The sequence below is a fragment of the Mycobacterium kiyosense genome (assembly GCA_021654635.1).
GTDB classification, from domain to species: domain Bacteria; phylum Actinomycetota; class Actinomycetes; order Mycobacteriales; family Mycobacteriaceae; genus Mycobacterium; species Mycobacterium kiyosense.
In genome coordinates, this window is the sequence record AP025179.1 from 6,283,554 (window position 1) to 6,297,970 (window position 14,417).

Annotated in this window: 10 protein-coding genes and 2 pseudogenes; 10 read left to right on the forward strand and 2 right to left on the reverse strand. The window is 67.2% G+C overall.

All coding sequences use genetic code 11. The features are described from left to right. Positions 1 to 737: 737 nt before the first annotated feature. Complete coding sequence (locus L6444_RS29715; protein ID WP_236984658.1) at positions 738 to 896, reverse strand: hypothetical protein; 159 nt, start codon at positions 894 to 896, stop codon at positions 738 to 740. Between L6444_RS29715 and L6444_RS29720 the strand changes: the two genes are divergently transcribed. After that, positions 838 to 1,755 (forward strand): MinD/ParA family ATP-binding protein, encoded by a 918-nt coding sequence (locus L6444_RS29720; protein WP_236984520.1) that lies wholly within the window; start codon positions 838 to 840, stop codon positions 1,753 to 1,755. The two genes, L6444_RS29715 and L6444_RS29720, sit on opposite strands and share 59 nt — an antisense overlap. A gap of 125 nt (positions 1,756 to 1,880) precedes the next feature. Here L6444_RS29720 and L6444_RS29725 read toward each other — a convergent pair whose 3' ends face one another. After that, positions 1,881 to 2,171, reverse strand: a complete 291-nt coding sequence (locus L6444_RS29725; RefSeq protein ID WP_236979173.1) for a WhiB family transcriptional regulator — start codon at positions 2,169 to 2,171, stop codon at positions 1,881 to 1,883. Between the two features lie 433 nt (positions 2,172 to 2,604). Here L6444_RS29725 and L6444_RS29730 point away from each other — a divergent pair, with 433 nt between their 5' ends. The 9 genes and pseudogenes from L6444_RS29730 (at position 2,605) to eccCb (ending at position 14,181) form a co-directional block, all read left to right on the forward strand. Then, positions 2,605 to 3,675 carry an FHA domain-containing protein gene (locus L6444_RS29730; protein ID WP_459551892.1) on the forward strand — a complete coding sequence of 357 codons (1,071 nt, stop codon included), beginning with the start codon at positions 2,605 to 2,607 and terminating at the stop codon, positions 3,673 to 3,675. 239 nt (positions 3,676 to 3,914) lie between these two features. Next, positions 3,915 to 5,156: an EspA/EspE family type VII secretion system effector gene (locus L6444_RS29735; RefSeq protein ID WP_236979175.1), complete on the forward strand. Its 1,242-nt coding sequence runs from the start codon at positions 3,915 to 3,917 to the stop codon at positions 5,154 to 5,156. Positions 5,157 to 5,244: 88 nt separating this feature from the next. Next, positions 5,245 to 5,556, forward strand: coding sequence for an ESX-1 secretion-associated protein (locus tag L6444_RS29740; protein ID WP_236979177.1), 312 nt, complete (start codon positions 5,245 to 5,247; stop codon positions 5,554 to 5,556). 2 nt (positions 5,557 to 5,558) lie between these two features. Next, positions 5,559 to 6,395 carry an ESX secretion-associated protein EspG gene (locus L6444_RS29745; protein WP_236979179.1) on the forward strand — a complete coding sequence of 279 codons (837 nt, stop codon included), beginning with the start codon at positions 5,559 to 5,561 and terminating at the stop codon, positions 6,393 to 6,395. Positions 6,396 to 6,436: 41 nt separating this feature from the next. After that, the gene (locus L6444_RS29750) at positions 6,437 to 6,997 is read left to right on the forward strand and encodes a DUF2694 domain-containing protein (protein WP_236979181.1); all 561 of its coding nucleotides are present in this window, start codon (positions 6,437 to 6,439) and stop codon (positions 6,995 to 6,997) included. Then, on the forward strand, positions 6,994 to 8,724 hold the full coding sequence (gene eccA / locus L6444_RS29755) for a type VII secretion AAA-ATPase EccA (RefSeq protein ID WP_236979189.1): 1,731 nt from the start codon (positions 6,994 to 6,996) through the stop codon (positions 8,722 to 8,724). The genes L6444_RS29750 and eccA overlap by 4 nt, the downstream gene beginning before the upstream one ends. Before the next feature lie 3 nt (positions 8,725 to 8,727). Continuing rightward, positions 8,728 to 10,173 carry a type VII secretion protein EccB gene (gene eccB, locus L6444_RS29760; protein WP_236979191.1) on the forward strand — a complete coding sequence of 482 codons (1,446 nt, stop codon included), beginning with the start codon at positions 8,728 to 8,730 and terminating at the stop codon, positions 10,171 to 10,173. A gap of 13 nt (positions 10,174 to 10,186) precedes the next feature. After that, positions 10,187 to 12,426, forward strand: a pseudogene (gene eccCa, locus L6444_RS29765) (type VII secretion protein EccCa). Beyond that, a pseudogene (gene eccCb / locus L6444_RS29770) lies at positions 12,423 to 14,181 on the forward strand (type VII secretion protein EccCb). Before eccCa ends, eccCb begins: the two co-directional pseudogenes overlap by 4 nt. The last annotated feature ends 236 nt before the right edge of the window (positions 14,182 to 14,417 follow it).

Sequence of the window (14,417 nt, forward strand, 5' to 3'; positions counted from 1 at the left end):
GCCGGAAATCGTGCCCCCACGAGTTTGCGCAGCGCCGCAGGGCGCACCGCTGCGGCGCTGCGCTGTGCCCAAGCTGAATCGGCCGCGTTCGGTGCGACCGGCGGTTGCCCGATACTGGACTTGCGCGTCGCGTGCTGGCCGACAGACCGTGGGGTTCGTCACCGGAAGAACTTTGCGAGGTCAGTCACAGGCGCGACGATCCGCCGCCGTCGCACCGAGGAGCCCATGAACGAGCCCCAGGAATTCCTGCGTAATCGAGTGCGGGCCGATCAACCGGCGACCCCGCATCCGCCGGTTCCACGGCGGGAGGCCGCGCGACCGGTCCCGGCACCGGGTTTTCGCCGCCACCCACTCCGGTCCGGCCTGCGCAGCCGGCGCCCCGCCCGGCCCCACCGCCGCCGGCCCCACCGCCGCCGAGCGGGGACGCGCCACCGCCGCCACCACCCCAACCGAGGCAACGTCAGCCTCAACGGACGAGACTAAAACACCTCCCGCGCCACCGCGCGTGGACCAGCCACCCCGCCCGGCGCCACCGCACCAGCAGGAACCCCGGCCCCGCAGTTCGTGCCGCCACCGGCACCGGAGGCACCGAAACCGCCCGCCGCACCGCACTCCGAGCCGGCCCCGAGGCCCCCACTTCCGCCTGCGTCGTCGCACCCGATGCCGGCTCCGCCGTTGGCACCGCCGCACGGCGGCGCGCCGGCACCCGCGCCACAGCACCGCCCGCCGGCCCCGCCCTACCGTCCGGCGGCCGCGCCGCCGCCGTCGCCGAGCCTGCCGGCGTCCTCGTCGGCGCCCCCGCGGCCGAGTTCATGGCAGGGCACCGGCGCGGGCCCGGTGCGCACCGCATCCCAGCCGACCGAGCGCGGCTGGCGGCGCATGGTGCGGGTGGCCACGTTCGGGCTCGTCACGCCCGGCCCGTCCGCCGCGCAACGGGACATCGCGCAGTTCGAAGCGGCAATCCGCACCGCCCTGCACGGCAATCACAAAGTCGGCGTCCTGGGCAAAGGCGGCGTCGGGAAGACGTCGGTGGCCGCCAGCGTCGGCTCGATCCTTGCCGAGCTGCGCCAGCAGGATCGCGTCGTCGCCATCGACGCCGACACCGCTTTCGGCCGGCTGAGCAGCCGCATCGACCCCCGCACCACCGGCTCGTTCTGGGAACTCACCGCGGACAAGAACCTGCAGTCGTTCGCGGACATGACCGCTCGGGTGGGCCGCAACGCGGCCGGTCTCTACGTCTTGGGCGGTGAGCCGGTTTCGGGTCCGCGCCGGGTGCTCGATCCGGCGGTCTACCGGGAAGCCGCCCTGCGCCTGGATCGCCACTTCGCGATCTCGGTGATCGACTGCGGATCCACGATGGATGCGGCGGTCACGCAGGAAGTGCTGCGCGACCTCGACGCATTGATCGTGGTGTCCTCGCCGTGGGCGGACGGGGCCGCCGCCGCGGCCAAGACCGTGGAATGGCTGGCGGATCACGACCTGCGCCACCTGCTGCACCGCAGCGTGGTGGTGCTCAACGACTCCGACGGCCACGCCGACAAGCGCACCCGGTCGTTGCTGGCACGCGAGTTCGTCGATCACGGCCAGCCGGTGGTGGAGGTGCCCTTCGATCCCCACCTGCGGCCCGGCGGCGTCATCGACGTCACCAACGAGATGGCGCCGGCGACGCGACTGAAATTTCTGCAAGTCGCCGCCACCATCACCGGCTACTTCGCCTCGCGGGCCGACGCCGGGCGGGAACGACCCGGCGCCTGACCACGCGAAGCTGACGAATCGAGCAGCCGCCGACGGCGCGAGAAGACATCCAATCTCTCACGCCGCCAACGTATTTCGCAGTTTCCGTTACCCCGGCCGCTGGACGCCGCCCGGCGGGCACCGGGTCATGCCGATTGGGCGGTCACCCGCTCACGAACCGCGAGCCCGTTGCGCTCGGCCAGCGAACGCAGCTGGTTGAGCGCGAAGGTCCGGGCACGGCCCGAGTCGGGGATCACCACACCGGCCCACAGGCCTTCGGCGCCGGGTAGTTCCACCGCTTCCTTGGCGCACAGCCAACGGCGGGGGCACGCCCGGCACAGCGTCTTGGCCTCCGCGTCGGGAGTCGTCGTCCAACGGTCGGGGTCTTGGGTGCACACGCCGAGCTGCGGGACCTCATACAGAGTCGTAGCAGTCATGTCTTTACGTTCCTCCAAAAACGTTGCGGGTTGTGCCCCTCCGGTTCAGAAGGTTATAGCACCAACCGTTGCAGTGCAACAGTTCATTTCCATGACACCGGCTGGGCGCTATGACTTTGCCAAAAGGTCGCAGACCGTAGCGGCCAAACCTTCGGTTACCTGGGGGATTTGCTGTCAATTAGCTGTAAAACCCCTGCTGATCGGCTGTCCAACGACTAGCAGGAGGCCGGGGAGCGGTTCTGGTAACTGCCGCTGGCGCGGCGATAACCGTAGCGTTGAGCACGTTCCGGTTCATTCGGAGCGGGTCCGCATCACGTCGGGAAAGTGTAGCGAAGGTATAGCAATAGGCGGGTGCAACGGTTACGCTGTTGGTCAGCGGTACACGCTTGCGGTCCGCACCGATTGCCGCCGAATGCCGACGAGGAAGCTGCAGATGCCCAACGCCCAATCGACCGTGGGGCCAGCCGCGCTGGCCGCGTTCGGGGGCGTCAGGCCGGCCGCGCCCGGCGTCATCCAGGTTGGCGGCCCGTCGCGGGCAACCCGAGCGACCACCCGAGCCGACCTTCGAGTCGCGTCCCGCGAGGGTCCGCGGCACATCGTCGCACCGCGCGACGGCTCGGTCACCGTCAGCGACAACCCCGACATCGGCGAACCAACTGGAGGCAAGGCGTTGACGTTCGAAGCCGTCAGGCCGGCGAATTCGCCCGAAGAGCACACGCGCGCGGGTCAGGCCGAGCAGCCGACCGACTCCGCGGACGACCACACCAACGGCCTCGATCCCGGCCTGGTCCGGGCCGGCGCGGCCGCCGCGGCGCGGCGGCGGGAACTCGACATCAGCCAGCGCAGCCTCGCGGCCGACGGAATCATCAACGCCGGCGCGCTGATCTCCTTCGAGAAAGGCCGCAGCTCGCCCCGCGAACGCACTCGGGCCAAGCTCGAGGAAGTGCTGCAGTGGCCCGCTGGAACCATCGCGCGGATCCGCGACGGGGCACAACCGGCGCACCAGTCCGCACCCCATCCGGCGCCGCAACCGGTGCCCGACGCCGCCCCCGAATCAGCGCCGCCCGCACAGGGTCCGGCATCGTTGATCGCCCAGGCCGTGGCCGCCGCGGTGGACACGTGCAGCCTGGCGATCGCGGCACTGCCCTCGCCCCAGGATCCCGAGTTCACCGAGCGCGCGGCGCCGATCCTCGCCGATTTACGGCAACTCGAAGGCATCGCCGTTCAGGCCACCCGCATCAGCCGTATCACTCCGGAATTGATCAAGGCGATGGGTGCGGTGCGCCGATATCACGACCAATTGATGACGCTGGGCGCAACGGCACCCGGCGCCACACTGGCGCAGCGGCTGTATGCAGCGCGCCGGCGCGCCAATCTTTCTACTTCGGAGACGGCACAAGCGGCCGGAGTCACCGAGGAAATGATCGTTCGCGCCGAAGCCGAAGAACCTTTACCGGCCGAGACCGCCGCGGCGATCGAAACGCTTATCAGCCAAATCAATTGAGCTGCCCTCCGGTGCCGCGGCGCGCTCTCGCGGCACCGAGGCTGCTCGACGGATGGCGCGCCGACAATACCGCCAAGCCCAGCCCGGCCGATTCCGCATACGCCCGAAAAGCACGGCGCAGCCTGAAAATTCGTGCATCTAGCCCTGCCACCACGCTGTTAAGCTCGTCCTACGGTGCGAAGGTGCATAACGAAAACGAGACCGTGCACTCCAACAAGCCAACGTGAGGAACTCTGCAAATGTCGGGTAGCGCGATATGCAAGACCACCAGTAACTTCATTTACACTCAACTGTTTTTACTGGGCGACGGCATTCCCGACCCGGGCGACGTTTTCAACGCAGGTTCGGCGCTGTTCAAAGGAGTGGCCGACAAGATCGGTTTGGCCATTCCGGGCACCAACTGGATCGGTGACGCGGCCACCGCCTATTTGAATCAGAACACCGCCCAACAACTTCGCGCGAAGTTGATGGGTGAGATCGACGGTCTGACCGGCAACCTGATCTCCAATCAGGCCGAGCACGTGGAAAGCACCCGCAAAGTACTGCGCGCCATGAAGAGCATGGTCGACGGCGTGTACAAAGCCTGCAAGTGGTGCGAGGACAACCTCTGGATCGTCGGTGACGCCATCTCGGTGGCGATGGCGATCCCGGCGTGCGGGTTGGCGATGACTGTCGTCGGCGGCGCCCTGCTGTACCTGACGATCATGACCGCCATGAACGCGTTCAACATGATCGGGCTCGGCGGCCGGCTGCTCGACATCTTGACGAACCTGCCCAGCCTGGCCGGGCTGATCCCCGACATCATCGGCGACATCATCGACACCGTCTGGCCGCCCAAGCTGCCCGACATCCCGATCCCCGGCCTGCCCGACATCCCCGGCCTGCCTGACTTCACCTGGCCGCCCCAGGTCGGCGTCCCCGACTTCACCCTGCCGATACCCGGCCTGCCCGAGTTCCAGTGGCCGTCCATCCCGGGCCTGCCCGACTTCGGCGGCAGCCTGCCCGACCTGGGCGGCCTCATCCCCGGCTTCCCCAGCCTGCCCGGGTTGCCCGGCATCCCCGACCTATTCCCCGGGCTACCCGGACTCGGCGATCTATTCCCCGGCGTCGGCAACATGGCAAAACTGCCCACCTGGACCGAATTGGCCGCGCTACCGGACTTTTTGGGTGGTTTCGCCGGTCTGCCGGCGTTGAGCTTCAGCAATCTGCTCAGCTTCGCCCAGCTACCGGGCGTCGGGCAGGTCACGTCCACGATGGGCCAGCTGCAACAACTCATGGCGGCCGGCGGCGGTCCCGGCCAACTGGGCAGCATGGCCGGCCAACAGGCCCAGATGATTTCCGCCCAGGCCCAACAAGGCAGCCAGCAGGACGACTCGGACGACGAGCAGGCGGGTGCGGCCGCCGGAATCGCCGGCGCCGAACGCGCGCCCGTCGACGCGGGAACCGGTGGCGGACAGAGTCCGCCGGGAACCGTGCTCTAAGACTCGGCAATCGGCCTGTAACCAGCCAAAACCATAGCAAGCCAAAGCCATAGCGAGTAGAACCTTAACCGTAGAGGAGGGTTTTCCCATGTCAGGAGTTCTCGGCGTCGTGCCTTCGTTCCTGAAGGTGCTGTCGGGTATGCAGACCGACATCGCAGGCCAATTCCAGACCGCCACCAGTTCGGTCACCGGGATCAGCGGGCGAGTCTCGATGACCCATGGTTCGTTCACGTCGAAGTTCAACAACGCGCTGCGCGACGTGGAGACCAACCGTGCCAACACCGGTAAGGGGGTGCAGGCCGTCAGCAACGGGTTGGCCACCAACCTGCTCTCGGCCGCCAGCGCCTACCTCAAGGCCGACGAAGGTCTGGCCGGCGTCATCGACAAGATCTTCGGCTGATCATGGCCGGTCCGCTCGCTTCCGGCCGCGCGGGCCTGTACGACGACGTCGTCGGGGTCGAGTTGACCATCGACGGCATGCTGGTGATCGCCGATCGACTGCACCTGGTCGATTTCCCTGTTGCACTGGGGATCCGGCCCAACATCCCGCAAGAGGATCTGCGCGCTGTCGTATGGGACCAGGTGCAACGCGATCTCACCGGGCAGGGCGTGCTGGACCACAACGGCCTGCCGCATCCGGCTGTCGCCGCCATGGTCGACACGATCAGCAGGGCCGACCGCACCCTGGAGTGCCGCTGGTGGCGACGCGACCGGGGCGTGATGGTGCGATTCGTGGTGTGCCGCAGGGGCGAAACCCACGTGGTCGCGGCCCGCGACGACGACCTGCTGGTGTTGCGGCTGGTCGCTGCCCAGGTCGGTCTGGCGGGAATGCTGACGACCGTGCTGGGGCCGGCCGATCCGGCCAACGTCGAACCGCTGACGGGGCTGGCCCACGAGTTGGCCGAGTGCACCACGGCCGCGCAGCTGACTCGGCACGGCGTCGCGCCCGCCCAGGCCCGCATCTTCAGCGAGATCGTCAGCAACCCGACCGGTTGGGTGGAGATCGTGGCCAGCCAACGCAATCCCGGCGGCACCACCGCCACCACCCCGGCGGCCGCGGGTGTGCTCGACTCCGAGCACGGCCGGCTGGTGTCGCTCCCGCGGCGCGTGGGTGGCGAACTGTACGGGAGTTTCCTCGCCGGCACGCAACAGAATCTGCAGCGGGCGCTGGACAGCCTGGTCGAGCTGTTACCGGCCGGCTCTTGGTACGACCACGCCGAAGCCGCCGCATCAGGCTGACACACTTTTCGCCAGCCACGAGTTCAGAAAGGGGCGCCACAGTGGACCTGCCCGGGAACGACTACGACACCGACGATCTCGGTGCGCTGGATTTCTCCGGCGGCAGCGCCGCCGAGGAATCGTCGCTGGACGCGCTCAGCGACTATGCACCGCCCGTCGGGGACACCGAATCCGGTGACAGTGGAACGGAACTGGACGCCCTTGCCGGTCTGACGGAACACCAGGACGAGCCCGACCTTGCGTTGTTCACGGTGACCAACCCGCAGGGTTCGGTGTCGGTGACGGCGCTGATGGACGGACGCGTCCAGCACATCACCGTGACCGACAAAGCCTCGAGCATGTCCGAGTCCGCGTTATCGGAGGAGATCTTCGTGATCGCCGACCTGGCTCGGCAGAAGGCCCGGGCCGCCCAGCACACGTTCATGGTGGAGAACATGAGCGAGATGACCGGTGACGGCGACGCGCAGAACAACCTGCTGCACGAGTTCGTCGGGATGACGCTGAACCTGCCGACCCCGGAAGAGGCGGCGGCCCGCGAGGCCGAGGTCTTCGCCACCCGCTACGAGGTGGACTACACCGCCCGGTACAACGGTGATCAATGACTGATCGCCTGGCCGGTCTGTTCGACAGTGCCGTCGGCATGCTGCCGTTGTCGGAGGCACGTTCACTCGATTTGTTCACCGAGATCACCGATTACGACGAGTCAGCGTGTGACGCCTGGGTGGGCCGGATCCGGTGCGGCGACACCGACCGGGTGACGCTGTTCCGGGCCTGGTACTCGCGCCGCAACTTCGGCCAACTTTCGGGGTCCGCACAGATCTCGATGAGTGCGGTGAACGCACGGGTCGCCATCGGCGGGCTCTACGGCGACATCACCTACCCGGTCACGTCCCCGCTCGCCGTCACCATGGGATTCGCGGCATCCGAAGCGGCCCAAGGTAATTACGCCGACGCGCTGGAGGCCCTCGACGCGATGGCGCCAGGAGCGGCGGGCGGGTCCGAGCACCTGGTGTCCTGGCTCAAGGCGGTGATCTACGGCGCCGCCGAACGCTGGACCGACGTGATCGACCAAGTCAAGGGCGCCGGCAAGTGGCCGGACAAGTTCCTCACCGGCGCCGCCGGGGTCGCGCACGGGGTGGCCGCAGCCAACCTGGGCCTGTTCACCGAGGCCGAGCGGCGGCTCACCGAGGCCAACGACTCGCCCGCCGGGGAGGCATGCGCGCAGGCCATCGCGTGGTTTTTGGCGATGGCGCGGCGCAGCCAGGGCAACGAAGACGCGGCAGTGGCGCTGCTGGAGTGGCTGCAGACCACCCATCCGGACCCCAAAGTGGCTGCAGCACTGAAAGATCCGACCTACCGGCTGAAGACGACGACGGCCGAGCAGATTGCCTCCCGCGCGGATCCGTGGGATCCGGGCAGTGTGGTGACCGACAACTCCGGCCGCGAGCGGCTGCTGGCCGAAGCCCAGGCCGAACTGGATCGCCAGATCGGCCTGTCCCGGGTCAAGACGCAGATCGAGCGCTACCGGGCGGCAACCCTGATGGCCCGGGTGCGCGCCGCCAAGGGCATGAAGGTGGCGCAACCCAGCAAGCACATGATCTTCACCGGCCCACCCGGCACCGGCAAGACGACGATCGCGCGGGTGGTGGCCAACATTCTGGCCGGACTGGGGGTCATCTCCGAACCGAAGCTCGTGGAGACCTCCCGCAAGGACTTCGTCGCGGAATACGAGGGGCAGTCAGCGGTCAAGACCGCCAAGACGATCGACCAGGCTCTGGGCGGTGTGCTGTTTATCGACGAGGCGTATGCGCTGGTTCAGGAGCGCGATGGCCGCACCGACCCGTTCGGCCAGGAGGCGCTGGACACCCTGCTGGCCCGGATGGAGAACGACCGCGACCGACTGGTGGTGATCATCGCCGGATACAGCAACGACATCGACCGGCTGCTGGAGACCAACGAAGGGCTCCGTTCGCGCTTCGCCACCCGGATCGAATTCGACACCTACAGCCCCGACGAACTCCTCGAGATCGCCAAAGTCATTGCCAAAGACAATGACTCGATGTTGAGTCCCGAAGCCGCCGACGAATTCCTCAACGCGGCCAAGGAACTGCACGACCGCACCCTGCGCGGCCGGCCGGCCCTCGACATCGCCGGGAACGGCCGTTACGCAAGGCAATTGGTCGAGGCCGCCGAGCAGTGCCGGGACATGCGGCTGGCGCAGGGCCTCGACATCGAATCGTTGGATGTGGACCGACTACAGGAGATCAACGGCACGGACATGGCCGAGGCAATCGCCACGGTGCATGCCCACCTCAACACGAGAGAGTAAGACATGGGGCTTCGCCTGACCACCAAGGTCCAGGTCAGCGGCTGGCGCTTCCTGCTCCGCCGCGTCGAGCACGCGATCGTGCGGCGCGACACCCGCATGTTCGACGATCCGTTGCAGTTCTACAGCCGGTCGGTATGGCTGGGCGTCGTGATCGCGGTGGTGATCCTGGTGGGCGCGGGTCTGCTGGCGTACTTCAAACCTCAGGGAAAGCTCGGCAACACCACCCTGTTGACCGACCGGAGCACCAACGAGCTGTACGTGATCGTCTCGGGGCATATGCACCCGGTCTACAACCTGACCTCGGCGCGGCTGGTGCTGGGCAGCCCGGCCAACCCCGCCGCCGTGAAGTCCTCCGAACTGAGCAAGATGACGCTGGGCCAGACCCTGGGCATCCCCGGCGCGCCCTATGCGACACCGGTGTCCGGCGGCAACAACTCGGTGTGGACGTTGTGCGACACCGTGTCCCGCGCTGACAGTGCCGCGCCGGTGGTGCAGACCTCGGTGATCGCGATGCCGTTGCAGATCGATCCCACCGTGGACCCGGTCGACTCGAACGAGGCCCTGCTGGCGACCTACCAGGGCCAGCAGTGGATTATCACCGAAAAGGGCCGCCACGCAATCGATCTCAACGACCGCGCACTCACCTCCGCGATGGGGATACCGGTCGACGCCAAGGCCGTGCCCATCTCCGAGGGGATGTTCAACGCGCTGCCCAGCCAAGGCAATTGGCAGCTGCCACCGATCCCGGACGCGGGCGCGCCCAACACCCTGGGGTTGCCCGACGAATTGGTGATCGGCTCGGTGTTCCTGATCCACGCGGAGAAAGGACCGCACTACTACGTGGTGCTGCCCGACGGCATTGCCATGGTGAACTCCACCACCGCGGCGGCACTGCGCGCCACCCAGTCCCACGGACTCATCGCTCCCCCGGCGGTGGTACCCAGCGTCGTGGTGAGAATCCCCGAGCGCGTCTATCCCTCACCGCTTCCCGACGAACAACTCAAGATCCTGGCCCGGCCCGCCGAACCCACGCTGTGCTGGGCCTGGGAACGCGCCTCCGGGGACCAGGCACCCAAACAGACGGTGCTCTCCGGTCGGCATCTGCCGATATCGCCGTCCCTGATGAACACCGGGATCAAGCAGATTCAGGGAACCGCAACGATTTACATCGACGGCGGCAGGTTCGTACGGCTGCAGTCACCGGATCCGCGGTTCGGCGAATCGATGTACTACATCGACCCCGAAGGGGTGCGGTACGGAGTGCCCAACGCCGACGCGGCGAAGGCCCTCGGCCTGAGTTCGCCGAAAACCGCTCCCTGGGAGATCATTCGGCTGCTGGTGGACGGTCCGGTGCTGTCGAAGGAGGCCGCGATGCTCGAACACGAAACCTTGCCCGCCGACCCGACCCCCCGGAAAGTACCGGCCGGCACGCCCGGTGTCCCCCAGTGAGGACCGACATTTCATGACGACCAAGAAGTTCACCCCGACCATCACCCGCGGCCCCCGGCTGACCCCGGCGAGATCAGCCTCACCCCGCCCGACGACCTCGGCGTCGACATCCCGCCGTCGGGCGTGCAGAAGGCGCTGCCCTACGTGATGGGCGGCTGCATGGTCGGCATGATCGCGATCATGCTGGTCGGCGGCACCAAGCAACTGTCGCCCTACATGCTGATGATGCCGCTGATGATGATCATGATGATGGTCGGCGGGATGGCCGGCGGCACCGGCGGTGGCGGCAAGAAGGTGCCGGAGATCAACGCCGACCGCAAGGAATACCTACGTTATCTCGCGGGGTTGCGCGGCCGGGTCACCTCCTCGGCCACCTCGCAAGTGGCGTTCTTCTCCTACCACGCACCACATCCCGACGACCTGCTGTCGATCGTCGGCACCCAGCGGCAGTGGTCCCGGCCGGCCAACAGTGACTTTTACGCGGCCACCCGGATCGGGATCGGGGACCAGCCGGCGGTGGACCGGTTGCTGAAACCGGCCGTCGGCGGCGAACTGGCGGCGGCCAGCGCGGCGCCGCAACCGTACCTGGAGCCGGTGAGCCACATGTGGGTGGTGAAGTTCCTGCGCACCCACGGTCTGATTCACGACTGCCCGAAACTGCTGCAGCTGCGCACCTTTCCGACCATCGCCCTGGGCGGCGAGCGGCCCGGCGCGGACCGGTTGCTCACCGCCATGATCTGCCACCTGGCCGTGTTCCATCCGCCGGATCTGCTGCAGATCCGGGTCCTCACCGACGACCCGGACGATCCCGACTGGTCCTGGCTGAAATGGCTGCCGCACGTTGCGCATCAGACCGAGACCGACGCCGCCGGACCGGTCCGGCTGATCTACACCCGCCCGGACGGCCTGGCCGACCTGGCCGCCCGCGGCCCGCACGCCCCCGATACGTTGCCGACCGAACCGTACGTCGTCGTCGTCGACCTCACCGGCGGTAAGGCCGGATTCCCGCCCGACGGCCGCGCCGGGGTCACGGTGATCACGCTGGGCAACCACCGCGGCTCGGCCTACCGCATCCGGGTCGCCGAGAACGGCTCAGCCGACGACCGGCTGCCCGGCCAGCAGTTCCGCTTGGTGGTCTCGGCCGCCGACGGCATGTCACCCGCGGAGGCGACCCGGCTGGCCCGCAAGTTGGCCGGCTGGTCGATCACCGGCACCATTCTCGACCGGACGCAACGGGTGCAGAAGAAGGTCGCCAGCGAGTGGCACCAACTGGTGGGCGCCAAGAGTGTCGAGGAGGTGACACCGGCCCGCTGGCGGATGTACACCGACACCGACCGGGACCGCCTCAGGATCCCATTCGGCCACGAGCTCAAGACCGGCAACGTGATGTACCTCGACATCAAGGAGGGCGCCGAGTTCGGCGCCGGTCCGCACGGTATGCTGATCGGTACCACCGGGTCGGGCAAGTCGGAATTCCTGCGCACCCTGATCCTCTCGCTGGTCGCGATGACCCACCCCGATCAGGTGAACCTGCTGCTCACCGACTTCAAGGGCGGGTCCACTTTCCTTGGTATGGAAAAGCTTCCGCATACCGCCGCCGTCGTCACCAACATGGCCGAGGAAGCCGAGCTGGTGAGCCGAATGGGTGAGGTGTTGACCGGCGAACTGGACCGCCGGCAGAACATCCTGCGGCAGGCCGGCATGCAGGTGGGCGCGGCCGGCGCACTCTCCGGCGTCGCCGAATACGAGAAGTACCGGGAGCGTGGCGCCGACTTGCCGCCGCTGCCAACGCTTTTCGTGGTGGTCGACGAGTTCGCCGAGTTGCTGCAGAGCCATCCGGACTTCATCGGCCTGTTCGACCGGATCTGCCGGGTGGGCCGTTCACTGCGGGTGCACCTGCTGCTGGCCACCCAGTCGCTGCAAACCGGCGGGGTGCGCATAGACAAACTGGAACCCAACCTGACGTATCGAATCGCGCTGCGCACCACCAGCTCTCATGAGTCCAAGGCGGTGATAGGAACACCGGAGGCGCAGTACATCACCAACAAGGAGAGCGGCGTCGGGTTCCTGCGGGTCGGCATGGAGGATCCGGTGAAGTTCAGCACCTTCTACACCGGTACCCCGTACCTTCCGCCGGTGGTCTCCGACACCGACGGCGACGGTGGGCGCGGCGGTCCGCCGGCCGCCAGGCAGGCCGTGAGGATCCACCGATTCACCGCCGCCCCGGTGACCGAGGAGGCGTTGACGTCATGACCGAGACTGCCGAACCGCGCGCGCTGCGCGAGGTGATACTCGACCAGCCTGGGCACCGGCGAGTCCCGCGCATACAAGATGTGGCTGCCGCCGCTGGCCGACCCGACGCCGCTGAACGAACTGATCGCCCGGGATCGACGGCGCCCGTTGCGATTCGCCCTGGGCATCATGGACGAACCGCGGCGGCACCTGCAGGAGACATGGGGTGTAGACGTGTCCGGCGCGGGCGGCAACATCGGCATCGGCGGTGCGCCGCAGACCGGAAAGTCAACGCTGCTACAGACATTGGTGATGTCGGCGGCCGCCACCCACTCCCCGCGCAACGTGCAGTTCTACTGCATCGACCTCGGTGGCGGCGGTTTGATCTATCTGGAGAACCTGCCGCACGTCGGCGGGGTGGCGAACCGCTCCGAGCCCGACAAAGTGCATCGCGTGGTCGCCGAGATGCAGGCGGTGATGCGGCAACGCGAGCAACTGTTCAAAGAGCACCGGGTCGGCTCGATCGCGACGTACCGGCAACTGCGCGACGACCCGAACCAGCCTGTCGCGGCCGATCCCTACGGTGACGTGTTCCTGATCATCGACGGGTGGCCCGGTTTCGTCAGCGAGTTCTCCGAACTGGAAGCGCCGGTGCAGGATCTGGCCGCGCAGGGCCTCGCGTTCGGCGTCCACGTCATCATCTCCACACCGCGGTGGACGGAGCTGAAGTCACGCGTGCGCGACTACCTGGGCACCAAGATCGAGTTCCGGCTCGGCGACGTCAACGAGACGCAGATCGACCGGATCACCCGGGAGATCCCGGCGAACCGGCCCGGCCGGGCGGTGTCGATGGAAAAGCACCACCTGATGATCGGCGTCCCCAGGTTCGACGGCGTGCACAGCACCGACAATCTGGTGGAGGCGATGACGGCCGGCGTGGCCCAGATCGCGGCCCAGACCACCGAGCAGGCGCCGCCGGTCCGGATGCTGCCCGCGCGGATCCACCTCTACGAACTCGATCCCAACCCGCCCGGACCCGACGCGGATTACCGCACCCGGTGGGAAATTCCGATCGGATTGCGCGAGTCCGATCTGACGCCGGCCTACAGCCACATGCACACCAACCCGCACCTGTTGATCTTCGGGGCGGCCAAGTCGGGCAAGACCACCATCGCGCACGCCGTCGCCCGCGCCATCTGTGCTCGCAACAGTCCGCAGCAGGTGCGCTTCATGCTGGCCGACTACCGCTCCGGCCTGCTCGACGCGGTCCCGCAGTCGCATCTGCTGCAGGCCGGTGCGATCAACCGCAACAGTGCGAGCCTGGACGAGGCGATTCAGGCGCTGGCGGTGAACCTGAAAAAGCGCCTGCCCCCGACCGATCTGACGACACAACAATTGCGTTCTCGATCGTGGTGGAGTGGATTCGACGTGGTGTTGCTTGTCGACGACTGGCACATGATTGTCGGCGCGGCCAGCGGCATGCCGCCAATGGCGCCGTTGGCCCCGTTGTTGCCGGCAGCCGCGGATATCGGATTACACATCATTGTCACCTGTCAGATGAGCCAGGCCTACAAGGCCACGATGGACAAGTTCGTCGGGGCCGCGTTCGGGTCGGGCGCACCGACGATGTTCCTCTCCGGCGAGAAACAGGAGTTTCCCTCCAGCGAGTTCAAGGTCAAACGTCGGCCACCTGGCCAGGCATTTCTCGTCTCTCCCGACGGAAAGGAGGTGATCCAGGCCCCGTACATCGAGCCCCCCGACGAGCTCGCAGAATAAGTGTTCGGAGCACCCCCGGACCCCGGTTAGGATTATTTCGACACCGACGAACCGGGTTCTCGCCGACACCGAGAAATCGAGCTACGACAGTCACCGACCGCCGGATTCGTGTAGGGCGATAACGACGACGTTCAGGCCCGGGAAACCATTTCCTCATTGCATAACTGAACAAATTGGAATGGCGCCTGCGTTTTCGCCGATTACCGACAAAATCGAGCCGGAAGGGAGTTGATCAC

Coding starts and splice junctions, on each gene's coding strand:
- L6444_RS29725 (WP_236979173.1), bottom strand. CDS start 2,171: ATGACTGCTACGACTCTGTATGAGGTCCCGCAGCTCGGCGTGTGCACC.
- L6444_RS29730 (WP_459551892.1), top strand. CDS start 2,605: ATGCCCAACGCCCAATCGACCGTGGGGCCAGCCGCGCTGGCCGCGTTC.
- L6444_RS29735 (WP_236979175.1), top strand. CDS start 3,915: ATGTCGGGTAGCGCGATATGCAAGACCACCAGTAACTTCATTTACACT.
- L6444_RS29740 (WP_236979177.1), top strand. CDS start 5,245: ATGTCAGGAGTTCTCGGCGTCGTGCCTTCGTTCCTGAAGGTGCTGTCG.
- L6444_RS29745 (WP_236979179.1), top strand. CDS start 5,559: ATGGCCGGTCCGCTCGCTTCCGGCCGCGCGGGCCTGTACGACGACGTC.
- eccA (WP_236979189.1), top strand. CDS start 6,994: ATGACTGATCGCCTGGCCGGTCTGTTCGACAGTGCCGTCGGCATGCTG.
- eccB (WP_236979191.1), top strand. CDS start 8,728: ATGGGGCTTCGCCTGACCACCAAGGTCCAGGTCAGCGGCTGGCGCTTC.